The 23,182-nt window shown below is 35.6% G+C and carries 26 protein-coding genes; 3 read left to right on the top strand and 23 right to left on the bottom strand.

The window, feature by feature from the left end:
• Positions 1-9 precede the first annotated feature (9 nt).
• From AN964_RS08240 to AN964_RS08230, 3 genes are read right to left on the bottom strand one after another with little or no spacing between them, the layout of a single operon-like run.
• Positions 10-2,301: a DNA internalization-related competence protein ComEC/Rec2 gene (locus tag AN964_RS08240; RefSeq protein WP_055739217.1), complete on the bottom strand. Its 2,292-nt coding sequence runs from the start codon at positions 2,299-2,301 to the stop codon at positions 10-12.
• Positions 2,302-2,349: 48 nt separating this feature from the next.
• The gene (locus AN964_RS08235; protein WP_055739216.1) at positions 2,350-2,910 is read right to left on the bottom strand and encodes a ComE operon protein 2; all 561 of its coding nucleotides are present in this window, start codon (positions 2,908-2,910) and stop codon (positions 2,350-2,352) included.
• 49 nt (positions 2,911-2,959) lie between these two features.
• Positions 2,960-3,574 (bottom strand): helix-hairpin-helix domain-containing protein, encoded by a 615-nt coding sequence (locus AN964_RS08230; protein WP_055739215.1) that lies wholly within the window; start codon positions 3,572-3,574, stop codon positions 2,960-2,962.
• 275 nt (positions 3,575-3,849) lie between these two features.
• On the opposite strand from AN964_RS08230, the gene comER reads away from it, so the two are divergent.
• The gene (gene comER, locus AN964_RS08225) at positions 3,850-4,671 is read left to right on the top strand and encodes a late competence protein ComER (RefSeq protein WP_055739214.1); all 822 of its coding nucleotides are present in this window, start codon (positions 3,850-3,852) and stop codon (positions 4,669-4,671) included.
• A gap of 91 nt (positions 4,672-4,762) precedes the next feature.
• Here comER and AN964_RS08220 read toward each other — a convergent pair whose 3' ends face one another.
• The 8 genes from AN964_RS08220 to AN964_RS08185 all read right to left on the bottom strand — a co-directional run bounded on the left by AN964_RS08220 (position 4,763) and on the right by AN964_RS08185 (position 10,098).
• Positions 4,763-5,506 (bottom strand): class I SAM-dependent DNA methyltransferase, encoded by a 744-nt coding sequence (locus tag AN964_RS08220; RefSeq protein WP_055741180.1) that lies wholly within the window; start codon positions 5,504-5,506, stop codon positions 4,763-4,765.
• A gap of 5 nt (positions 5,507-5,511) precedes the next feature.
• Positions 5,512-5,859 carry a ribosome silencing factor gene (gene rsfS, locus AN964_RS08215; protein ID WP_055739213.1) on the bottom strand — a complete coding sequence of 116 codons (348 nt, stop codon included), beginning with the start codon at positions 5,857-5,859 and terminating at the stop codon, positions 5,512-5,514.
• Complete coding sequence (gene yqeK, locus AN964_RS08210) at positions 5,859-6,431, bottom strand: bis(5'-nucleosyl)-tetraphosphatase (symmetrical) YqeK (protein WP_055739212.1); 573 nt, start codon at positions 6,429-6,431, stop codon at positions 5,859-5,861. The genes rsfS and yqeK overlap by 1 nt, the downstream gene beginning before the upstream one ends.
• Positions 6,418-6,993 (bottom strand): nicotinate-nucleotide adenylyltransferase, encoded by a 576-nt coding sequence (locus tag AN964_RS08205; protein WP_055739211.1) that lies wholly within the window; start codon positions 6,991-6,993, stop codon positions 6,418-6,420. Before AN964_RS08205 ends, yqeK begins: the two co-directional genes overlap by 14 nt.
• Before the next feature lie 181 nt (positions 6,994-7,174).
• Positions 7,175-7,465, bottom strand: coding sequence for a ribosome assembly RNA-binding protein YhbY (gene yhbY / locus AN964_RS08200; RefSeq protein WP_055739210.1), 291 nt, complete (start codon positions 7,463-7,465; stop codon positions 7,175-7,177).
• 5 nt (positions 7,466-7,470) lie between these two features.
• Entirely contained in the window at positions 7,471-8,304 is an 834-nt protein-coding gene (aroE, locus tag AN964_RS08195; protein ID WP_055739209.1) for a shikimate dehydrogenase, read from the bottom strand.
• Positions 8,305-8,470: 166 nt separating this feature from the next.
• Positions 8,471-9,577: a ribosome biogenesis GTPase YqeH gene (gene yqeH, locus AN964_RS08190; RefSeq protein WP_055739208.1), complete on the bottom strand. Its 1,107-nt coding sequence runs from the start codon at positions 9,575-9,577 to the stop codon at positions 8,471-8,473.
• Complete coding sequence (locus AN964_RS08185) at positions 9,574-10,098, bottom strand: YqeG family HAD IIIA-type phosphatase (protein WP_183101947.1); 525 nt, start codon at positions 10,096-10,098, stop codon at positions 9,574-9,576. Before AN964_RS08185 ends, yqeH begins: the two co-directional genes overlap by 4 nt.
• Before the next feature lie 384 nt (positions 10,099-10,482).
• Between AN964_RS08185 and AN964_RS08180 the strand changes: the two genes are divergently transcribed.
• Complete coding sequence (locus tag AN964_RS08180; RefSeq protein WP_055739206.1) at positions 10,483-10,623, top strand: sporulation histidine kinase inhibitor Sda; 141 nt, start codon at positions 10,483-10,485, stop codon at positions 10,621-10,623.
• 39 nt (positions 10,624-10,662) lie between these two features.
• Here the strand turns inward: AN964_RS08180 and AN964_RS08175 are convergent, their stop codons facing one another.
• The gene (locus AN964_RS08175; RefSeq protein WP_055739205.1) at positions 10,663-11,445 is read right to left on the bottom strand and encodes a phosphatidylserine decarboxylase; all 783 of its coding nucleotides are present in this window, start codon (positions 11,443-11,445) and stop codon (positions 10,663-10,665) included.
• Between the two features lie 116 nt (positions 11,446-11,561).
• On the opposite strand from AN964_RS08175, the gene pssA reads away from it, so the two are divergent.
• Positions 11,562-12,101: a CDP-diacylglycerol--serine O-phosphatidyltransferase gene (gene pssA, locus AN964_RS08170; protein ID WP_055739204.1), complete on the top strand. Its 540-nt coding sequence runs from the start codon at positions 11,562-11,564 to the stop codon at positions 12,099-12,101.
• Positions 12,102-12,186: 85 nt separating this feature from the next.
• Here pssA and AN964_RS08165 read toward each other — a convergent pair whose 3' ends face one another.
• The 11 genes from AN964_RS08165 to AN964_RS25390 all read right to left on the bottom strand — a co-directional run.
• On the bottom strand, positions 12,187-13,980 hold the full coding sequence (locus tag AN964_RS08165; protein WP_055739203.1) for a M3 family oligoendopeptidase: 1,794 nt from the start codon (positions 13,978-13,980) through the stop codon (positions 12,187-12,189).
• 336 nt (positions 13,981-14,316) lie between these two features.
• Positions 14,317-15,042, bottom strand: coding sequence for an RNA polymerase sporulation sigma factor SigK (gene sigK, locus AN964_RS08160; protein ID WP_055739202.1), 726 nt, complete (start codon positions 15,040-15,042; stop codon positions 14,317-14,319).
• Between the two features lie 197 nt (positions 15,043-15,239).
• Positions 15,240-16,433, bottom strand: a complete 1,194-nt coding sequence (locus AN964_RS08155) for an MFS transporter (protein ID WP_055739201.1) — start codon at positions 16,431-16,433, stop codon at positions 15,240-15,242.
• Positions 16,434-16,638: 205 nt separating this feature from the next.
• Positions 16,639-18,246: a S53 family peptidase gene (locus AN964_RS08150; RefSeq protein WP_055739200.1), complete on the bottom strand. Its 1,608-nt coding sequence runs from the start codon at positions 18,244-18,246 to the stop codon at positions 16,639-16,641.
• A 463-nt stretch (positions 18,247-18,709) separates the two neighbouring features.
• Entirely contained in the window at positions 18,710-18,856 is a 147-nt protein-coding gene (locus AN964_RS25395; protein ID WP_083489259.1) for a YrzI family small protein, read from the bottom strand.
• 44 nt (positions 18,857-18,900) lie between these two features.
• Positions 18,901-19,047: a hypothetical protein gene (locus tag AN964_RS26295; protein WP_161809222.1), complete on the bottom strand. Its 147-nt coding sequence runs from the start codon at positions 19,045-19,047 to the stop codon at positions 18,901-18,903.
• Between the two features lie 34 nt (positions 19,048-19,081).
• Entirely contained in the window at positions 19,082-19,228 is a 147-nt protein-coding gene (locus AN964_RS25995) for a YrzI family small protein (protein WP_126648672.1), read from the bottom strand.
• A 433-nt stretch (positions 19,229-19,661) separates the two neighbouring features.
• Positions 19,662-21,638 (bottom strand): DHA2 family efflux MFS transporter permease subunit, encoded by a 1,977-nt coding sequence (locus AN964_RS08145; RefSeq protein ID WP_055739199.1) that lies wholly within the window; start codon positions 21,636-21,638, stop codon positions 19,662-19,664.
• 8 nt (positions 21,639-21,646) lie between these two features.
• Positions 21,647-22,297, bottom strand: coding sequence for a beta-barrel domain-containing protein (locus tag AN964_RS08140; protein ID WP_055739198.1), 651 nt, complete (start codon positions 22,295-22,297; stop codon positions 21,647-21,649).
• 7 nt (positions 22,298-22,304) lie between these two features.
• Positions 22,305-22,745 (bottom strand): MarR family winged helix-turn-helix transcriptional regulator, encoded by a 441-nt coding sequence (locus AN964_RS08135; RefSeq protein WP_055739197.1) that lies wholly within the window; start codon positions 22,743-22,745, stop codon positions 22,305-22,307.
• 295 nt (positions 22,746-23,040) lie between these two features.
• Positions 23,041-23,182 (bottom strand): transposase (locus AN964_RS25390; protein WP_200915575.1); only part of this gene is annotated, 142 nt, incomplete at its 5' end.

The following is a 23,182-nucleotide window of genomic DNA, read 5'->3' as shown; positions in this document are numbered from 1 at the left end:
TACATTATTTTATGGAAGTACCGTATGAATCGTTCCATTATTTTCTTTAAATTTATATATCACTTCACCTTCTAAATCCGTTCTAAATATGGTTATATTATTTTCTTCTAAACGTTCCAGCACTTCCTTATTCGGGTGACCATAACGATTGTTCTTTCCTACTGATATAATCGCAACCTTAGGATGAATGCTTTCCAGAAAAGGCAGAGAAGTAGATGTTTTGCTGCCATGATGACCAACCTTTAGAACATCAGCATGAAAATGATGAGATTTGATTAGCTCCTGTTCTCCTTCTTGTTCCAAATCTCCAGTAAATAACCAGCTTTTCCCGCCAAATATTGCAAACATCACTAATGAATCGTTATTCCCTTCATAATGGAGATCAAATGGAGAAACAATCCGAAAACTACCATCCTTCATTTTCCAGCCAAATCCATCTTTCACCTCCGTAATTGGTGTGTTTTCCTTTTGAAAGGCTTTTAATATTTCATACATTAATGGTTTCTTCCAAGAATTTGGAGATATATAAATGTGATTTACTTTAATATTTCCCGCCAGTTCTTTCGCAGCACCTATATGATCCGCATCACTATGCGTTAAAATTAATTTATCAATTTTGCTTATCCCCTTTCCTTTTAAAAAAGGAACTAAAATATCTTTTCCTACTGAAAATGGATGCTTTTTCTGTGTCCAATCAGGTACATCAAACTGAATAGTCCCTCCAGTATCGATTAAATATGTTCCTCGATTGTATGGAAGCCGAATCATAATGCTGTCGCCCTGACCAATATCAATAAAATTAACTTCACCATATGGATTCAAACATTTTGCCGCCATATAAAAAGGAATAAAAATACAAAGTGGCATTGCTGCAACATAAATTTTTTTTCCTTTTTCCCACTTATAAAACAAATATAAAATTGCCATGATAATGAAAATCAATACCCATATACCCGGTCTTCCGATAATTAAAACCGCCCATTTAAAATCAAGAAATTGTGCGATCTTTTCTGCAAAATAAAGAATGACCAGCAGGCATTTATTTATTAGATTAAAAGCAAACGGCAATAAAAATAACATTAAAAAGGAAAAAATTAACATCGGTAAAATAACAAAGCTGTAGAGGGGAACATAGAAAAGATTACTAAAAATACTGATGATGGAAATTTGATAAAATTGGTAAATCATAACAGGAAGAGCAGAAATTTGAGAGATAAAGGAGATTGCCATCAATTGCAAAATACTATTTTTATACTTCACCATGATATTTGGAGTTGATAAAAGAATGGATAGACTAACAATGAAGGAAAGCTGGAACCCAACGTTAAAAATGATAAAAGGATCTTTCATTAAGAAGAGTAAAAAACTAATAGATAGTCCATCAACTGAAGTCAAGGACAATTTGGAATGAGAAGATAAGAGGATGATGATTAACATGATGGAAGCACGGATCACAGGTGGATTTGCCCCACATAAAATAGTATAAAGGGGCAAGAACAAAATAATAACCCAAGAACTAGTTTCTCTTGTCAAACCTATCCGGATAAGAAAATAATAAAATCCTACGTATATTAAAGATACATGAAGCCCAGATATAGCTAATAAATGGACTATTCCTAAGCGTTGATAACGGGAATATTCATCATCCTCAAAATCCATTCGGTCTCCAAAAAGAAGAGCTTTTGCATATGGAATAATTTCTGGAGGATATTGTTGTTCAATTTTCCTCAACGAAGCTTCACGCATCCGTTTTATTTTATACAATATTCCCTTTCCATCATCCGTGCATTTTTTGAATTCATTTACTTTTAAGACCCAATGAATATTTTGCCTAAATAAATATTGTTTATAATTAAATAAATTTTCATTTCTATTTTTTTCAGGAATGGATAAATTACCAAGTACATGGCACGAAACACCTGATTTAACATTTTGCTCTAAAGATTCTTTTTCTGTTTCACTTACTATTGTATAACCAAGTACCAGATTCTCTTTTCTATCTGTTTGGACAGTCGAACTTAATTTGTTTCCATCTATAGACGGTTTATTTGGAAAGGTAATATAAAATTCACTTTGATTTAAATGAAAATGGGTCTTTTTATGGGCCGCATTATGAATAAAACTTATTGTAAAAAAGAGAAAATAGGTTAATACGGTCATTATGATGAGATTTCTTTTTTTAGTGAGGATACTCCGAAGACAAAATAAATGAAAAATAATGATTAAACCCCAATGAACATGTAATGCAAACGATGTCGCACTTAAGGCAGCAATCGCCAAATAAAACCAATACCCTTGCATATTCTCTCCTTTGCATACCAGGTGGAGACACTTAGCCCCACCTGCAATTTATTTAAACAATTTTTCCGCTTGATTTTGCAGAGAAGCCAGTTCCCTTCCCTCCACTCCATTTTCCTCTAGCAATTTTAATATAGAATGTACAAAATCCGCTTTTTCGTTGGCAGCTAGATCTAATGAATTTTGATCAAATGGGACTTGCTCTACGTGTACTCCCGCCTTTTGGAAGAGTTCAATTGCATATGGATGATTTTTGTAATCCTCCGCATAATAAACCGCCTTAATACCAGCCTGAATGACTGCTTTACAGCATTGTAAGCATGGGAAATGAGTAACATATATTTCAGCACCATTTGTCGGGACCCCAAATTTCGCACATTGAAGAATCGCGTTCATCTCTGCATGAATTGTTCGAACACAATGATGATCAATGACGTAGCAACCTTCATCAATGCAATGCTCTCCGCCTGCAATGGAACCATTATATCCACCTGCAATAATTCTTTTATCACGAACAATCGTAGCGCCAACTGTTAACCGTGTACACGTACTGCGTGAAGACAATAAAAAGCTCTGCGCCATAAAGTACTGATTCCATGAAATTCTCTCCATTTACTTTTCTTCCTTTCCGTAATCAAAGCTTGTCTCTATTAGTGTAACATTATTGTACTGTAATAGAATCCTTTAATTTCTCAAATGTTTTATCTCCAATCCCAGTCACATTTGTAAGCTCCTCCACTTTTTTAAAACCTCCATTCTTTTCTCGATACTCTACAATTGCTGCTGCTTTTGATGGCCCAATACCCGTTAAGGTTTGTAATTGCTCTAAGCTTGCGGTATTTAAATTGACTTTGCCATTATCTTGATTTGGAGACATTGTCGTAATATTTATATCAGGGTCAGGGGATTCACCTTTCTTCGGTACATATATTACCATTTCATCATGAACCTTCTCTGCCAAATTTACTTTCCTTTGATCTGCCTTCTTCAGAAATCCTCCAGCCTTTTGAATTATATCTAAGACCCTGTCATCTTCCTCTGCATCATAAACTCCCGGATGCAATACAGCTCCTTTCACATCAATAAACATTTTTCCATTTGCAGCCTTTTCCTGTTGATTATTTTCATCCTTTTTCACTTCATCAATTGGAGAGAATGAAAAATTGGTATCCCCCTCTTCATTTGATTTTTGTTGATAAAAATAAACGCTTATTGCTATTCCAATGACAGCAATTCCTAAAATAATGATTTTCTTTTTTAATAATAGTTCTTTCATATGAACCACCTTTTCACAGAGTAGTATAATGTTGTGATGAATATTCACATTGAAAATGACATAGAGTTTTATGAAGGATTACTAACGACAAAATAAAGGTTAATATCAACTATAATTTTCTCGCAAGGTGTGTTTTCACAATATTTTCAAAATCCAAAATTAAACTTATTAAAAAGAATATCCATTCTACACCAAACGAGAAAGTTAATAAGATTTTCTTTTTGTAAAAGCAAAAAGTATAAGAAAAGAGCCTTTCGTAAAGGAGGAGAGAAAAAATGAAAATAGGTATCATTGGAACTGGAAATATGGGGACTATCTTGGTGGAATCCTTCGTAGACAGTAAGGCAATTTCTCCTTCCAATCTTTATATTATAAATAGAACGTCAGCAAAAGCTAAAAAACTGCAGAACAAATATCCCTTAATCCATATTTGCAACGATATTCCTGAGATAATTCATACATGCGACTTAATCTTCTTGTGTGTAAAACCATTAGAAATGCATCCGTTATTAACAAAATACAAAGATTTATTTTCGAAAGATAAATGTTTAGTTTCCATTACAAGTTCCGTTTCTGTTGAACAACTCTCATCCGTCACTCAGTGTTCATGTGCAAGAGCTATCCCAAGCATAACAAATAGGGCACTAGCAGGGGTTTCCTTATTAACGTTTTCACCGACTTGTGACGAATACTGGAAAAGAACCATTAAAGAATTACTAGCATATATTTCTATTCCCCTTGAAATAGATCAGAATATTACACGTGTTTCCTCAGATATCGTTAGCTGCGGCCCTGCTTTTTTTAGTTATTTAACACAGGCATTCATCGATGCAGCGGTAAAAAAGACAAATATTGATACATCTACTGCAACTATTTTAGCAGGAGAAATGCTCGTAGGGTTAGGTGACTTATTGAAAAAAGGATTCTATACTCTTCCTACATTACAGGAAAAGGTTTGTGTAAAAGGTGGTATTACGGGAGAAGGAATAAAAGTCTTGGAAAACGAGCTTGGTGATGTTTTCGAAAACATTTTTATCGCTACTCATGAGAAGTTTAACGAGGATGTTGAAGCTGTAAAAAAACAATTTGGGGTTTAGCTATTACAAATTATTCTACATTTTTTCTAAATTCCCTTCAAAACATATGAAAATTTTTAAATAAATGAATGGGGGCTGATATCATCCCCCACTATTTTTTACATGTAAAAAAGATTCTTTCTGAGGCATTATCCGGACTGTGATGTTGAAAATCAGCATTTATATCCAATATTTGAAAGCCTGCTGATTTTAACCACTGCGAATAATCGTTTTCCGTAAATGTACGTTGTACATGCAATTCATCAATACGGCTATATTTTTCTGTTTCCTCATCATATAGAAAAAAAGTGAGCTCGTGTTCAACAGAATACGGATATTCTCCTTCAAAACAGTTCCATATAAATGAGACATTATCATCATTATCCGCAAAGGTTTGGTTAATGAATATATTTTCTATTTTATGAATGGAATGAACATCAAACATAAATAGTCCATCTTTTTTTAAATGGGAATACACTCTGCGAAATGTTTCTTGAACTTCTTTAGGGCTGTGTAAATAGTTTAAAGAATCGCAGAAAATAGTTGCAATATCAAAACTACCAAGACCATCAAGCTCGCACATATTTTGCTGGAACAAAGAAATATTTACCTGATTCTGCACCGCCTTTTGATTTGCAACGGTAAGCATATCTTCTGATAAATCAACACCTGTTAGCTTAAATCCTGCTTTAGCAAGCCTTACTGACAATTCCCCTGTACCACAGGCTATTTCAAGTATTTGATTCCCGGGAGCAGGATTTTGTTGAAGTTTTGTTTTTAAAAAATTCACCCATTCATCATACGGTACATCCTGCATCAGATAATCATAAACGTAAGCAAATCCCTCATATGCCACATTCATCACTCACTATAAACATTAACTGTCGGAGCATCTCCCCACAGTCTTTCTAGATTATAATAGGTTCTTTCATCTCGATGAAAAACATGGGCAATAACATCTCCTAAATCGATTAATACCCATTTCCCTTCATCAAATCCTTCCATTTTTCTAACAAGATAACCCAATTCTTCCGCTTTTTCTTTTATTTCTCTCGCAATTGCTTGTACCTGTTTATCAGAATTTCCATGGCAAATTAAAAAATAATCGGCAATAAGGGAAATTCCATTCATATCTAGGACAACAATGTCCTCCGCTCTTTTATCATCCGCTGCCTTAACCGTTAGATTTAATAACTCCTGATTTCTCATTACCCAACATCCTCGCCTTTCATTACAAGATCATTGTAAAAGTCAACCGTATCTGGATACACAGTCTGATTTCGATTTAATAAATATTGAATTGTATTCCGAACAGAATAAATTAATGCCTTGTTCAGATTTACATGAGCTAATTCCCTAGCTTCCTCTACACCCGGAAAATTACGGCCGGGCTCAATATAATCGGCAAGATATATTATTTTGTCTAATAATGTCATGCCAATTCTGCCAGAAGTATGATAATGTATTGCATTTAGTATTTCTGCATCTTTTATTCCGACTTCTTTTTCAACTAAATATGCGCCAACAGGGGCATGCCATAGCTCAGGATTAAATTGTAAAAGCCGCGCATCAAATTTTTGTTCTACAATGATCCTTTTCATTTCATCAAGCGGACGAAACTTTGCATAGTCATGAAAAATAGCGGACGTTTCCGCTTTCTTTTGATCAGCACCATATTCCTTCGCTAACTGGATGGCTGTTTCCATAACACCTATAGTATGAATATAGCGTTTTTCTGTAATCTGTTCTTTTACAATACTTAATGCCTTAGTTCGATCCATATAATTGATGCTCCTTAATATAATTCCAAACATTATCCGAAATTAAATATTTTACGGATTTATTTTCAGATATTCTTGTCCTTATCAAAGTGGAAGAAATATTTATATCCGGAATAGTAACATGCAGGATAGGGTACTCCGTTTTTTGCGAATGATTGGGGCGATTTACACCAACGAATTGAATCAGTTTGAGTAATTGATCAATTTTATACCATTTCGGCAGGTATTCAATCATATCAGCACCAATAATAAAATAAAATTCAATTTCCGGCTCTCTTTCACGCAGCAACAAAACGGTATCATATGTATAAGATCGACCTTTTCTTTCCAATTCAATTTTTTCAATCGCAAAACACGGATGGTCTGCAATCGATAATGTTAGCATATTAATACGATCTTCATTCGAAACCCATTTATCCTTTTGTTTATGCGGCGGCTCCTGATTTGGCATAAATCGAATTTCATCAAGTTGAAGCGCCTGCAAAACTTCATTCGCAATAATTAAATGACCGAGATGCGGAGGGTCAAAGGTCCCTCCTAAAATGCCTACTCGTCTCTTCATATTTTCCACCTTCTATGGAGAATGTTTTCGTATAGGGTTGCTTTTCGTAAAAGGCTATAAATCCTAATACGGACTTAGTTTCGTGGCATCTTTGCTTATAAGGGCCATTCATTCATAACCTTATTAACGATGTTTACAAGACTTGCGACTTTAAAAGTAACAAATTTTACGAAAAGAGCCTCTATGGAAGCTGAATTTGTTTATTTTCTTTTGATTCCTTGTATAGGACAATAGTATTTCCAATTATTTGCACAACTTCCGCTTTCGCTCCTTTAGCAAGTTGTTCTGCCACTGTATCCCTGTCCACATCACAGTTTTGCAGAACACTGACTTTAAAAAGCTCACGTGCTTCAAGTGCATCGCTTATTTGTTTTATCATATTTTCATTTACTCCTCCTTTTCCAACTTGGAAAATAGGATTTAAATGATGAGCTTGTGAACGTAAAAAACGTTTTTGTTTTCCAGTTAACATATTCCTTAACCTCCTAAATGTTGCATAACGATGTTTTCCATACGAATAATATCAGGTTTAATACCTGTCCATTTTTCAAAAGCAATTGCACCTTGATGAACAAACATTCCTATTCCATTTTGAGTCGTGGCACCTTTTTGCCTTGCCTCTGTTAAAAATTTTGTTTCTAATGGGTTATAAATTATATCTACTGCATGTGTGTTTGGCAGCATATTTTCTAAACTGAAAGGAATTTCATTAATATTAGGACTCATTCCAATCGATGTCGTTTGAATCACTAAAGTATATGCGCCTAAATTTTGTCTAGCTTGGGGAAAGTCCAAAATATTTGTTTCACATTTGAAAGGACAATGATCCACTAGTCCTTGAGCTCTTGCTGTTGTGCGATTACATATATCTATTTTCTTCACGCCAACGGAAGCAAGAGAATAATAAATTGCCTTTGCAGCTCCACCAGCACCAATAATAAGCGTTTTCTCATTTTTAAAATCCTTTTTCCATCTTTCCTGCAAGGAACGAATAAAACCTAATCCATCTGAATTATAGCCCACATAGTCGTTTCCGTCACGAACCACTGTATTAACAGCTCCAATTGCCTTTGCAAGCGGGTCTAATCGATCCACCAATGGTAGAATGGATGTTTTATGGGGAATCGTAACATTAAATCCCTCAATCCCTATCACTTTCATTCCCTTTATAGCAGTCGCCAGATCCTCAGGAGTAATTCTAAATGGTTGATAATATCCGTCTATTTTTAGATTTTTAAATGCATCATTATGCATCATCGGGGACATGGAATGTGAAATTGGATCTCCGATAACTCCAAATAGCCTTTTCATAAAAATTCCCCCTAAAATAGAAATGCGCAAGCGCCTTGCCCAGCGGCGTATGGATTTCGTAGTCTTCGTCTGAGATAAAGAAAACCGAGCTGATGTTGACTTATCATAGGGAGACGAAGAAATCCACTAGCCAATAGGCGCTTTAGCTAGACAAAAACTATATGCCTTATATTAAAGATGGACGAGTTAACACACTAACCCCTTTTGGAACATACGCTGCGACAACAGCTCCAGGATCATTAATGGTTACCCAGCCAAGTCCTGAAAAGACAATATCTGTTTTTCCCTGTTTTAGAGAAAATTCATGACGAACTAAAGGTGGAAATTCTTCCAAATCATTTTTCCTTGGCGGTTGGAGAAGCTCTCCGACATGTTTTTTATATAGTGATTCAGCATTTTCCATCTTCGTTCGATGAATCTTCAGCTCATTTGAAACATAGCAAATAAGGGAGCGTCTTCCGCCACTCATATAATCAAGGCGAGCTAAGCCTCCGAAAAATAACGTTTGTCCCTCATTAAGCTGAAAAACCATTGGCTTTATTTCTTTTTTCGGTGTTATGAGTTTTAAATCCTTTTTATCAACGAAATGGGCCATTTGATGATGATTGATGATTCCAGGAGTGTCTACTAAGGCACTTCCATCATCTAAAGGAATTTCAATCATATCAAGGGTTGTCCCTGGAAAATGGGAAGTAGTGATAACATCATCTTCCCCAGCTACATTTTTGATAATCCGATTAATAAATGTAGACTTTCCTACATTCGTACATCCAACAACATAAACATCCTTACCATTTCGATAATGTTCGATTGTGTCAATCGCTTCGTCTATGGAGCTTCCTTTTGTAGCACTTACTAATAAGACATCAATTGGCTGCAACCCTAATTGTTTTGCCTCATGCTTCATCCACTGAATAAGCTTTGATCTTTTCACTGATTTAGGAAGTAAATCTTCTTTATTACCAATCAGTAATATAGGATTTTTCCCTACAAAGCGGTGTAATCCCGGCAGCCAGCTGCCATTAAAGTCAAAAATGTCTACTATTTTTACAATTAGACCATCGACTTCTGATAACCCATTTAATATTTTTAAAAAGTCATCATCAGTTAATGAAACATCTTGCACTTCATTATAATGCTTAAGTCGAAAACAACGCTGACAAATAACAGATTCCTTCCCCAACGAGGAAGGTGGAGCGTATCCTATTTGTTTTGGGTCATCGGTTTGAATCGTAACCCCGCAGCCGATGCATGTTATTTCTGATCTATTCACATTTTATCCTCCCATTGTAATAATCCTTTTCTCTTAAACCAAGCCATAATTCTTCGTTCAATCATCCGATTGAAACGGGTCGCGAATCCGTCCGATTGTGCAACAGGAACAACTAAAATAGTATAAAAGCCACTCCTATTCCCGCCAAGGACATCTGTTAGTAATTGATCACCAATCACTACTGTTTCTTCTTTTTTTACTCCCATCATTGCTACTGCTTTGTTAAATGCCTTAACGAGCGGTTTTCTTGCTTCGTAAATAAACGGGATACCAAGTGGGTCAGCAAACGCTTTTACCCTTTTTTCTTGATTATTAGAAACGATGGTAACAAGGATATTATGTTCTTTCATATTGGCAAACCATTTTATTAAATTTGGTGTTGCATTCGGACGATCCCACTCTACTAATGTATTATCCAAATCTGTAATGATAGCTTTCACCCCTCTAGCCTTTAAGCTTTGCGGGTCTATTTGAAAAACATCCTTAACATGTTCGTTAGGCAAAAAATTATTTAATAGCAAAATCATGTACACTCCATTCTATTTTTACCGTTTAATCATATCAATTATTTTTTCATAATCAAAGAAGAAAAACTATTTGTGTGCCCATTGTTCAGTAGCTAAAAATAAAAACATGATGGAAATATAAGAAATTTCTAAAGAAAATTCGACAAAATCCACCTTTTCCCTACACTTGTGGATAATTTTATACACATTTTACACACTGATTTATACACTCTTCTTCCAATTATAAACAAGTTAATAACAGGTTATCCACGGTTCTTTGTGGATAGTTGGAACGCTTGTTCTATCACTTATTGTTTGATAGAGTTAAATTACAACATGACAACCTACATTATATTCAGCAAATCTTTTTGTAGAACGTCAAAGTGGAGGTGATGGCTTATGAGAAAATTATCAAATGAATTACTAATTGAATCCTACTTTAAAGCGAAGGAATTACATTTAAGCCAGGATTTTATACGCCTCATTGAGTTAGAAATTCACCGTCGTTCATTAACACATAAAATAAAAATTTCATCTTGATATTTATATCCCTGCGGTTTTAGCAGGGATATTTCTTTGCTAATTATTAATTTGCCCTAATGGTTCGCCAACTTTAATATCAAATGGCACCTGTATATATTCGTGAATCTCGAAGGAATCCTTTTCGAACAAAAGAACAACGGTGGAGCCAAATGAAAAATAAGCAACTTCTTCTCCTTTACGCCAATTATGATGTTTTGCAATGCATTCAATGGAATTAATGAACATTGCACCAACTTTGACAAATAATAAATGACTGCTCCCTGTTTTTAATTCAGTTATTACCCGATAGTTTTTAGATAAAGGGGATTTCCCGTATTTTAAACCATACCGATTTACAGGATAAGACTTTGTTCCTAAAGCATATTGTGTAATGACCTCTCCATCAATAGGGCTATGTATTCGATGATAATGACTCGGGCTTAAATATAAGATAAGGAATTTCCCTCCAATATATTTTTTTATTCGGTCATCATCCCCAATCATTTCTTTTATTGAATACTGTTTCCCTTTTACAGTAATCATCTTATCAGCTTCAATCATTCCACTATCTTCTAATACACCGTCAACTGGGCTCGTAATGATATTACGATCATTTATAAACTGACGTGCACCCGGCTTTAACTTTCTTGTAAAAAATTCATGAAGATTATCATATGAATGAATATCATGTTGCATTTCAGTTTGATTAATATGATAAATTTTTGCATAAGATGGTATTAATACTTTACTCCATTTGGACTCCGCAAAATTTTTCAATAATTGGGATGTGAATTTATGATTTGTTAATTCGATCAACAATCGGTAAAACCAGGTCTTCAATGTAAAACCTCCATATTCAAAAAAATTCTTCTTAACTTTAATGTCATTTAGGCATATAATAATATAATATAGATAAATATGTGAATTTAAATCCTTCTTACAGGAGGTGATCTTATTTGTTTTGGTCTGGCGTTTTTGATCAAACTGTTAAAAAACTTAGAGCACAAACGGCTAATTTAATGACTTTAACGAATTTAAGTTTAGGAGGATTTGCCATTTTGATAGCAGTCCGTGGACAGCTAAGCTTAAGTTTATTGTTAATTTTTCTGGCCGCCCTCGCGGACCGATTTGATGGTTTAATTGCAAGAAAGCTAAATATCGAATCGGATCTTGGGAAACAGCTTGATTCTATGAGTGATATTATATCATTTGGTGTCGCTCCAGCTTTATTATTATACCAAGGAATATTAAATTTGTTTGGATTTCCGGGATTATTTTTTACCATTTTGTACATTGGATGTGGAGCTTACCGCCTTGCACGTTTTAACATTACAGAAAGTAACGGATATTTTACGGGTATGCCAATTACTGCAGCAGGTTGTTTACTCACTTTAAGTTATTTAGGCATTCCGTATCTCCCACCGCATTCATATTTATTTATTATTATCATTTTGTCCATCTTAATGATTTCTTCGTTTAAACTCAAAAAGATATAAAAAAAAATCCGGCATCTGCCGGATTTTTTACATTCTGCGACTCCGAAATCCATCCGCTAGAGCTGCGGTGCTTTCGCATATGTTTTTATTTTGTCATTTCCAAAAATTCTTCTACATCTTTTACACAAAGCTTTACTCCAGCTTCCCAGAAATCTCTTTGTGTAAGATCAACATTCAAATGTTTTAATGCTAATTCTTCCACATTCATAGAACCAGTATCTCTTAAAAGGGCCATATATTTTTCCTCATAACCCTTGCCTTCTTTCAGAGCTTGAGCATAAATACCTAGTGAAAATAAATATCCGAAGGTATATGGGAAGTTATAAAAAGGAACTCCTGTAATAAAGAAGTGCAATTTTGAAGCCCAGAATAAAGGATGGTATTCCTCAAGTCCGTTGCCATAGGCTTCTTTTTGTGCTTCCATCATGAGCTCATTTAATCGATTTTTACTAACTAATCCATTTTTGCGTTCTTCATAAAATCTTGTTTCAAATAAGAAACGTGCATGAATGTTCATTAGAAGAGCTACGGACCTTTGAACCTTATCCTCAAGTAAAGTTAATCTTTCTTTATCGTCTTTAGCATTTTTTACTGACGCGTCAGCTACAATCATTTCCGCGAAGGTAGAGGCTGTTTCTGCAACATTCATGGCATATCCCCGTTTTAAAGGGTGAACATCCCTTAATGCATAGGAATGGAAAGCATGCCCTAATTCATGTGCAAGTGTTGAAACATTGGACGGAGTACCTGAATAGGTCATAAATATTCTTGATTGACTGCTTAATGGAAATCCTGTACAAAAACCTCCAGGACGTTTTCCTGCACGGTCCTCTGCTTCAATCCAGCTATCCTCAAATGCCTTTTTGGTAAAGTTAGCAAGATTTTCTCCAAATTCTCCGAAATGGTTAATGATAAATTCAGCGCCCTCATCAAAACTAAAAAGGCTGTTTACATCCCCTACTGGTGCATCCAAATCATACCAGCTTAATTTTTCAACTCCTAACATTTCTGCCTTGCGATTTAAATACTCCACAAACGGTTGTTTGTAATCGCTAATTACCTGCCACATCATATCAAGGGTTTCTTTTTTCATTCTATTGTAGCTTAATGGTTCTTTTAAAACTTTATCCCAACCTCTTTGTTCGTAAATGGTTAAGCGGAATCCTGCTAAATGGTTTAAAGTAGCAGCAAATAAATCTGCCTTATCATCCCATGCTTCCTCCCATTTACGGAAAACATCTTTTCTAGTTTCTCTATCTGGGTCTGAAAATTTGTTATGGGCCTGTCCGACAGACAGTTTCTTTATCTCTCCGTTTTCTTCAAAGGGGATCTTTACCTTGCTTACTAAAGAATCATACATTTCTCCCCAGCCATGATATCCATCAACACTTAATGCATTTAAAAGCGCCTCTTGATCCTTGGAAAGCTTCTCTTTCGCTTTTTGGCGGCGCTCATTTAAAACAAATTCTAATTCGTTTATTCCATCCGCCTTTAAAAGATTGTTCCAATCCTCATCCTTAATATTGGTTAACTTATCATCAAAGTTCGTCAAAATTGTATTCAATTGTGCTCTTAAAGTAGCAACCGCACCTCTTAATTCATTTGCTTTTGCATCCTCCGTGTTTTGCGCTTGAAGACAGCTTACAAAAGCACCAGCTTGTCCAAGCTTTTGAGTACTATTTTGCAAACTTTCAAGGATAGATACAAAACTGGAAGTGTCATCTAATATGTTTTCAACACTCCAAGTACTTACTTGTTGATCGAAGCTCTTTAACGTTTCTTTCAACTCCCCTAAAAAGGTTTGAAATTCAGTTGAATTACTGCCGCCTTGAAAAAAAACATCCAAATCCCATGTTAACGAATATGTACTAGTTGTCATGATAATCCCCCTTCTTGGTTTGGTACGGACTAATTATATACTAGTTTCATTAATTTTTCTAATATTTAAAACACTAATAAATCCGAAATAAATATACAAATGCGCAAGCGCCTTGCACATCGGCGTACGGATTTCGGAGTTACAGGCTCGAGATAAAGGGAACACAGTGAGGTAGTTCACGAACTGATGTGTTATCGTAGGAAGGAGACGGAGAAATCCGCTAGCCGATAGGCGCTGGAGCTAGACGTAGACACTTGTTTAAAAAATTATCCAAATGGTAAAATTTTAATATTTCCAATACCATAAAAAAATTCGGACAGACATAGGCCCGAATTTTTATTCTTGTTGGTTTCTTTTCAGCTTTTCTTTTTCTGCACGATAAAATTCATGAAACATCTTCATTAATGCACGCTTTTCAATTCGTGACACATAGCTTCTGGAAATACCCAGCTCTTTGGCGATTTCTCTTTGCGTTTTCTCTTTTTGAAGATCTAAACCAAACCTTCCGATGATTACTTCTTTTTCACGGTCATCCAGGACCCGGATATATTCTTTTACTTTTTCTAATTCCATGCTTAGCTGTATAGTGTCAAAAACATCTTCGGCATCGGATTTTAATACATCTATTAACGATATTTCATTTCCTTCTTTATCTTGGCCAATAGGATCATGTAATGAAATATCTTTTTTTGTTTTCTTTAAAGCGCGCAGATGCATCAGAATTTCGTTCTCTATACATCTCGCAGCATATGTGGCCAGCTTCGTGCCTTTTCCTTCCGAATAACTTTCAATGGCTTTAATTAATCCTATCGTCCCAATCGAGATTAGATCTTCAACATCCTCGCCGGTATTTTCGAATTTTTTTACTATATGGGCCACTAATCGTAAATTATGCTCGATTAAAATGTTCCGGGCTTCTTCATCGCCTTCCGCCATTTTTCGTAAAAATTTCCGTTCCTCACCGGCTGAAAGCGGCTGTGGAAAAGCATTATTCTTTACATATGAAACCAAAAAAACAAGTTCTTTAAATAAATAACCTATAGCAGTTAAGATACCGGACATTTTTTCACCTCCGTTAGGCTTTTGCCTATAGTAATGCTTATGTTAAACGAAGGTTATTTGTGTCTGTCCGGAAGATAAATTTATATGGAAAATTACCCCTTTTCCTTTCACTCTTGCGCTTTCAACAAATCTGCACTAAAAACTGTCCGTGTGAAGTGGACAAAATCCCAAAATGTCCATAAGAAGTGCCTGACACCTTATATGGTGGAGATTTTTTTTATTTGTTTTTCTTTTGTTAAATATGCCATGCTCATAGCTGCGATTAGAAGTATGCCTGTTACAAGAAATACGGTTTGAATCGGAAAGATTCCCCCTATAAATCCACCAATCATTGGACCAATCATGCCACCAATTTGGTTAGCAGTTTGATTTAACCCAAATGCACGTCCTCTGAAATCTTCCCGAGTTGAACGGACAACAAGCCCATTGATTGCAGGAAATACAGCACAAAAGAAAATTCCAAACATAAAACGGACAATGGAAAATCCCCAAATATGACCAAATATCATCTGAGCGAATGTACCTATTCCTCCACCAAGAAGGCCAATCATCAAAACCTTGCGGAAGCCTACTTTATCGGCAAATTTCCCCCAAAATGGACCAAAAATGACACTAGCAATACCTGGCAAGGAAAATACGATTCCCGCTATAAAGGACGCATTTTTCGTCGCTCCGCCAAGTTTCACAATATATAATGGAAGTACTGGTTCAATAGTCATTAAAGAACACGATGTTATCACTGTCAATACCATTACAATCATAAAAGTACGATTGGCTGCCGCCTCCTTTATATCCATGAAAACAGAGCCTTTTGATTTGCTTGGTGTAAAATTTTTCTCTTTAACCCAAAAAATCACTAATAATGTAGATAGAAAGACAAGAATTCCAGCACTTGCGAAAGAAAAACGATTGCCTGCTAATTCCGCAATACCTCCGCCTAATAATGGACCGACAACACCTCCAGAGGCAGTAGCGGTTGAAATCATAGCAAGCGCATATCCAACCCTGTCATTTGGAGTATTGGTTCCAATCAATGCTATTGCTCCGGGAATGTATCCTGATAAAAGACCTTGCAATATTCTTAAAATAAGTAATTCGTAGGGATTCGTTACAAAGGCTGTAAGTGTATAGATTACAAATAATGCTATTCCCGCCCTTATAATCATTGGCTTTCGACCATATCGGTCAGACAACATTCCCCAATACGGTGATGCAATAGCACCTGCAAAGAAAGCAGCACTAAATAATATACCTGACCACATTTCCGTATGTTGATTTACTCCAATTTGAAGTAGAAATAATGGCAAAAAAGGAATTACCATTGAGTAGCTTGCTGAGGTAAAAAACGCGCCAATCCAAAGTATCCATAAATTACGCTTCCAATACAACATGATGACTTCTCTCCTTAAGTTCCCCCGATTAATTGTTTAGTGTATCGAAATATTTCCAAGTGCAATCATAACATACTTTTTCACTTCATACATGGACTATTTTAAATAATTTTTATTTTTCAAGAATATAAAATTCCAATTATGATAGCGGACATTTTAATGGAATAACAACCACATGAAAAAACAGAAGGGATTTCCCTTCTGTCTAATTTAATATCATATTAGTAGAATAATAAGTTGTAAGAGCACTCAATAGTTTCTTTCCATCTATACTCCCTAGGCCAGTACATGCATCCCAACCAACTCCTGCTGCGTAAGATCCATTTCCAACCGTATCATTGTTACCGTCTGTAATATCTCGAAAGCTATTATCCTCTGAAGAGAACTGATACAAAATGGGATTTATAAAGCCAATGGATCTGCCTAGCTGCTGATTTAGGATTGCAACTAAACCAGCATATAATGGTGCCACTGCACTAGTACCCCCAAATATATATTCCTGTCCGCCAACTAAGATTTGATATCCTGTTAATGGATCCGCATTACCTGCAACATCAGGAACACCTCTTCCATCCTGGATACTTCCATTAGGAAAGTCAATATTTTTTTGCCATTCGGGAGTCTTGAAAAAGGAACTAATTCCGCCGCCTGTAGCCCCATTATTTACTTCATTCCATACGATTTCACGAGTAATAGATCCATTTGTACCTTCCAATTGAGTTCCGCCGCATCCCATTACAAATGGGCTAGACGCTGGGAAATCAACATGGACCGAACCATCCTCTACCCCATCGGAGGAGCCATTATCACCAGATGCACAACAAACTGTAATTCCGAGTGATGCTGCATCTTTAAATGCTTTATTCATAGCTTTCATCGCTTGTTTCGTCCAGTTGCTTTCAGGAGCACCCCAGCTTATAGAAATAACCGATGGTTTATTTACATTATCATGGATGGCGGTAGTAATTGCTTTTAAAAAACCTGAGTCTGAATTTGGCGCAAAATATACGGCAATTTTAGCATTAGGTGCTACAGCCGCAGCAATTTCAATATCTAATGCAACCTCCCCATCAGGGCCATTTGGATCACCAGTTGGCGAATTTGTTGCACCATCTATTTCAATATCAACAATTTCAGGAGCAGGAACCCCAAGCTTTGAAAAATATTGTTCCATATCTTCAGGGCGGTATCCCCCGCCTAACTCAATAATACCAATGCATTGATTACTGCAATCTATATTCTCTGGAAAGTTATACAGCCTTGCCACTTCTATAGGTGTAAAAGAAGCCGGCTTTCTATTATTTCTCATAAACATTTTTCCACTTTGCAATAGCCGAAAGTGTGCTTTCGATTGCGGGCGGTTGTCCAATCCAAGTACTGCTTGTACAATTTCAGATAGCCTTTCAGGTATGTGAACATATCCATTTCTTCCGCGATATCGGAAATGGGGGTGTTCATATTCCGCTATTTCTACAGAAAAAGCCTTGTTTAGATTTTCAATTGTACCGGTAAGAGTAACCATGCCTGCAAATGAGATGGTCTCCTTTATAGTAAGCTCATAATCATCAGCAAAATCTTGAAGAATTTTCATATCATCGGGATGAATAAAATAATTATTGGCAAATGACTGCCGAGTATAATGTGCTTTGGAGAATTGACGTTCATTCATTTCTGCGAAAGTATCCTGCTCAACACTATGGCGACGCATAATAACCATCACTGAAATCTTTTCATTAGGATTTGCTTGGTCCACTTTTCGTGCATTAGGAAGAATCTCTCGTTCACTGCCTGAAATTTGAATATGCTTGTCCATTTGTCACATCTCCTTTCATATATTAAATTCTATTTTACTCCATTTAGCAATCAGTTATCTATGATATTTCTGACTTATATTAATATTCAGTATTTTATACCTATATAAGAAAAGTGCTATCGTACAGAATTCAAATCCTTCGACGCAAGAATTTGGAAACATGGCGAGCTACTTCAGGACTCGATGGAGATTAGGAGGGCTGGGTTAGATTACCAAACTCGAAATAAATTATGCAATGTATAACTAACATACAAAAATAATAAAAAAACAGCTGACAGAAAAATTGTCAGCTGTTTTTTGATCTTTTCTTTAACATCACCGTTAATACTAAAATGTGTAAAAACATTCATTTTCCCCCTAGCTCAAGGTAGTTAGGCGGAATCTTTCTCCACCCATAAGAAATTTAGTCTTTTGATTTGAAATACACAAAACATCTTTAACCTCTCCTTTCCATTTAATTTTTTTAATAATAATTTCTTAATAGAATTTCACTATGCTTTAATTTATTTTCTTCGAAAATCCTTGAGATATTTTCTTCGTGTAAATATTCCTCGGTTGTTTTCTTACGTTTTTTAATTGTAATCGTAACAAAAATTAAATTCAGTGTCATATGATCACCTCCCTATGTTCATCAATTAAAAAGACTGTTTACTGTTAATACAACTGTCTCATTACTACTTCCACATACTTACGTTTGGTTTGTTCAAAAATATCTGCACTTATTTGTTCTTTTTGATATTGTTCCGCAGTTTTTACTCGTTTCTTTAAATTTAATTTTGTAAAGATTAGATTGAGTACCATATTTTATCACCTCCTATTATTTGATCTTTGCCAATTAATAATAATGTCTTAACATCATCTCATTATGCTTTAATTTGTTTTGCTCCATAATTTCTGCGATATTTTGTTCACGTTTGTATTTGCTTATTGTTTTATTTCTCTTTTTCACATTCATTTTTGTTAAGATAAGACCGAGTGTCATAATTATCACCACCTAAACATAAAAAAGCCGCAGGAAGATACTGTATCTTCTTGCGGCTTAAAAAGCGCATACCTGTAAAAGGCGCAAAAAAGCCGCAGGAAGACAGACATTCTTCCAACGGCTGGATTTACTTATATAAATTTAAAGCAAATTCAATCCATCCAAGGTCGAATGTGAATAATATGAAATTAAGGAAGAAACATTAGCGTATAACTTTTTCATTTTTCAAACGACCTCCTTAAGATTATTTTGCTTACAGAGGTAATTATAACCAACTACTATACAAAAGTAAACATAAATTTTAAAAATGTTTTTAATAAATATATATGTCCTATTAAAGGTCTGATTGCCTGGGGATCTATCTCCAAAAAAAGCCGACCCTCTACTATATGCAAAAAGCCAAAGAAAGTTTCCTCTCTTTGGCTAAAAAAATTTATTTTTTTATTTCTGCAGGTCTAGATCGTTTAATAAAGAAGGATAGAATCAAGGCAACTGCCGCTATACCGGTTGCAACTACAAATGCATCATTAATTCCATCCACTGTTGATTGCTGTACAACTTTTCCATATATAGTGGATGTCGCTAAAGTTTGACCAGCCTGCGCAGGCAATCCAGCCATTTGCGCAATCCCCTGACCAAGCTGTGAAAGCTTATCAGAAATATAAGGGTTTGAACTTGTGATTACATTTGAGTAATTTGCAGTATGAAAACTGGATCTTGTTGACATTACAGTAACAAGAAAGGCAGTTCCGATACTCCCTGCGACCGTTCTTGCCGTATTGGATGCGGCTGTCCCATGACTAGTAAGACGAAGCGGCAATTGATTCATACCTTCTGTCATAACTGTCATCATGATAAAGGACATTCCGAACATACGGAAAATATAGAGAATCATTATATGTGTCAACGTTGTTTGCATTGTTAAACGCGTAAATTCCCATGTAGTAACTACCGTAATAATTAGCCCAATGATGGCCAGTGGCCTTGCACCCATCTTATCAAATAGCTTACCTGAAATCGGAGACATAATCCCCATTATAATCGCACCAGGCAACATCATTAAACCTGATTGTAATGCAGTAAAACCGCGTAAGTTTTGCAGATAAACCGGAAGTAATATCATCGCGGCAAACATCGCCATATTAACGACCATACTAACAACGGTTGTTAATGCAAAAATATCATATTTAAATACATGTAAATCGAGCATTGGAGAATCTGTTGAAAATTCACGTATTACAAATGCAATTAGCGAAATGATTCCAACGATCAAGGAAATCATTACGGTTGCACTCGTCCAACCGTCATTACCTGCTTCACTAAATCCATAGAGCAAAAATCCAAAACCAATGGTTGAAAAAATGAATCCCCATGTATCAAATTTTGGTTTTGTAATTTTTGTTACATCCTTCATCCAGATAATAGCTAAAATCAAGTCCAAGATACCAAATGGAATAACGATATCAAATAATAATCTCCAAGAAAAATGACCGATTAACCATCCGGATAGTGTTGGTCCGATGGCAGGAGCAAATATCATTGCAACCCCCATTAATCCCATTGCACCACCACGTTTTTCAGGTGGGAAGATTGTCATAAACACGGTCATTAATAACGGCATTATTACCCCTGCACCCGCCGCTTGAACAACCCTTCCGACCATCAGCATCGAAAAGTTTGCTGAAACGGAACAAATGACAGATCCAATCGTAAATGCAAAGATTGCGGAAATGAACAATTTTCTTGTCCCCAGTCTTGCAATTAAGAAAGCAGTAATCGGAATAAAGATACCATTTGTTAACATGTATCCTGTTGACAGCCATTGCACTGTACTCGTTGTAATCCCTAAATCATTCATTATATGAGGCAATGCCACATTTAACAAAGTTTGGTTTAATATCGCAACGAAGGCTCCGAGCATCATCGCAGCAATGATTTTTCCACGATGTTTTGAAATATCAGGTGAAATATTAGGACCTGTTGCTTTCTTTGTTTTTTCCTTTGGCTCCTCTGTTTTGCCTGCTTCTTCATTCACATATTCTAAGGCAGGCTCCGTAATAGCAGAGTCCTTTAGAGTTTCACGGATTAAATTATCAGCAACAGTCGCGTCATCTTCGACTGTTTCATCCTTTTCCAAATCAGGTGTAGGATGTTCTTCAATTGAATCTGTCTTTTCCTCATGATGAACGATTAAAGGCTCTTCTGCCGCTTCTTTTTTTATTTCTTGTTTTATTTCCTGATCATCTGTTTCTACTGACCTTACATGTACATCTTCTTTTCCAGTCTCCAGATTCGAAGGTACCGTATCTTTTAAATTTTTACGGTTATTTTTCCCTCTCCTTAATGCAAAATTGATTATAAGAAGAAGTATAACCGATATAAGAACATAACTAGCGATATATATTGTCATGATATCACCTACTTATGAATTCGCACAGTCACATTCATACCAGGAACTAAATCAAGACCACCATAATTTTCAATAGAGACTTTTACAGGAATGACTTGCACCTCTTTTGTATAGTTACCTGTCGCATTATTGCTTGGTAGTAAAGAAAAAGTGCCTGCTGTTGCTAAACCGATGCTTTGAACTTTACCGCTTAAAGTCGTATTTGGATATGCATCTACATAGATGTCGACATCTTGGCCAATTTTCACATCATTTATATTTGTTTCCTTAATATTTGCTGTTACCCATAAATTGGATAAGTCATAGCTTTGGGCAATTGGAACTCCTGCACCAACATAAGTATTTTTCACAGCTGTAGATTGAACAACGGTTCCGTCTGCAGGAGCAGTAATATCTACTTTTGTAACACCTTTATCACTTACAACATCAACGGAACCCATTTTATCGCCTTTATTAAAGGTGTCTCCAACTTTTCCACCCCAACTTACTAATTTACCTGCTGCAGGTGATGCAATAGATACTTGCTGACCAGCAATTTGTGCATTATCTGTCGATAAATAGGTAACAGATTTATTATAGAAGTAGTAACCTGTAAATCCTCCTCCGACAAGGATAATGAGTAAGATCACATTAATTAAAATCATACGTCTTGCATTCATAGATGAATTATTCCTCCTTAATAGTCAATGTTTCTAAAATCCGCTCATGTAATTGAAGTAATTTTTGAATCTCATCCTGCGGAAATTGCTGAATTTGATTTAACTTTTCAATCAAAATAGAATCAGATTCAAACAACTTAGTAATTTTCTCTTCACCTTCTGGGGTAAGTTGCAAAGTTACAGCTCTACGGTCATGTGAAGATGTTACCCTATCGACCAGTTTTTGATTCACCAGTCGGTCAATTACACCACTTACAGTACTATTCGTGAGCCGCATATTTTCAGCTAATTCTCTCAATCCAATGTTGGGATGATTTTGGATTTTATATAATGTCTTTAACTGAACATCTGTGACCCCTATCGATTCAGCATCTTTTTTTAAAAGTCTATAAATAGCTTTATTTATTTTTGTAAATGATTCGATGACTTCATTATTAAGAAGCTTCATTTCCCCCCTCCTCACCCAGTTCGTTCTTATCCAAATATTTCGCATGCGAATTAAGTTAACGAAATATATAATAACATACTCTTCTATTAGTATGTCAAGAAGAAACTATTATATGAAAAAAATAAAAGCGTCTTCATGTTTCAAGCATTTTAGACAAAAAAAATAACGTTTTGACAACGTTATTTCAGATTGTAGACAAAAGGGGTTCGGAATGGTCACATTCCGAACCCCTTTTGATTTTGTTCTTACTTTTTTACCTTTTTGGGTGTATGCTGACCTCTCTCATCCTCATCTACTAGGCCATTTCCGGACCTTTCCATATCCAGTTGGCCATTTTCTTCAAATTCATGGCAGCGAAAGTAAGCATCGCCTGCATCGACAATTTTTTAAGTCCCCTTAACGTTGTCCAACGCATACCATGCTTTTCTTTTGCGTCT

The sequence above is a fragment of the Heyndrickxia shackletonii genome (assembly GCF_001420715.1).
GTDB lineage: Bacteria > Bacillota > Bacilli > Bacillales > Bacillaceae_C > Margalitia > Margalitia shackletonii.
Note: the sequence above shows the minus strand (reverse complement) of the source record. Positions and strands in the feature narration are given on the sequence as shown.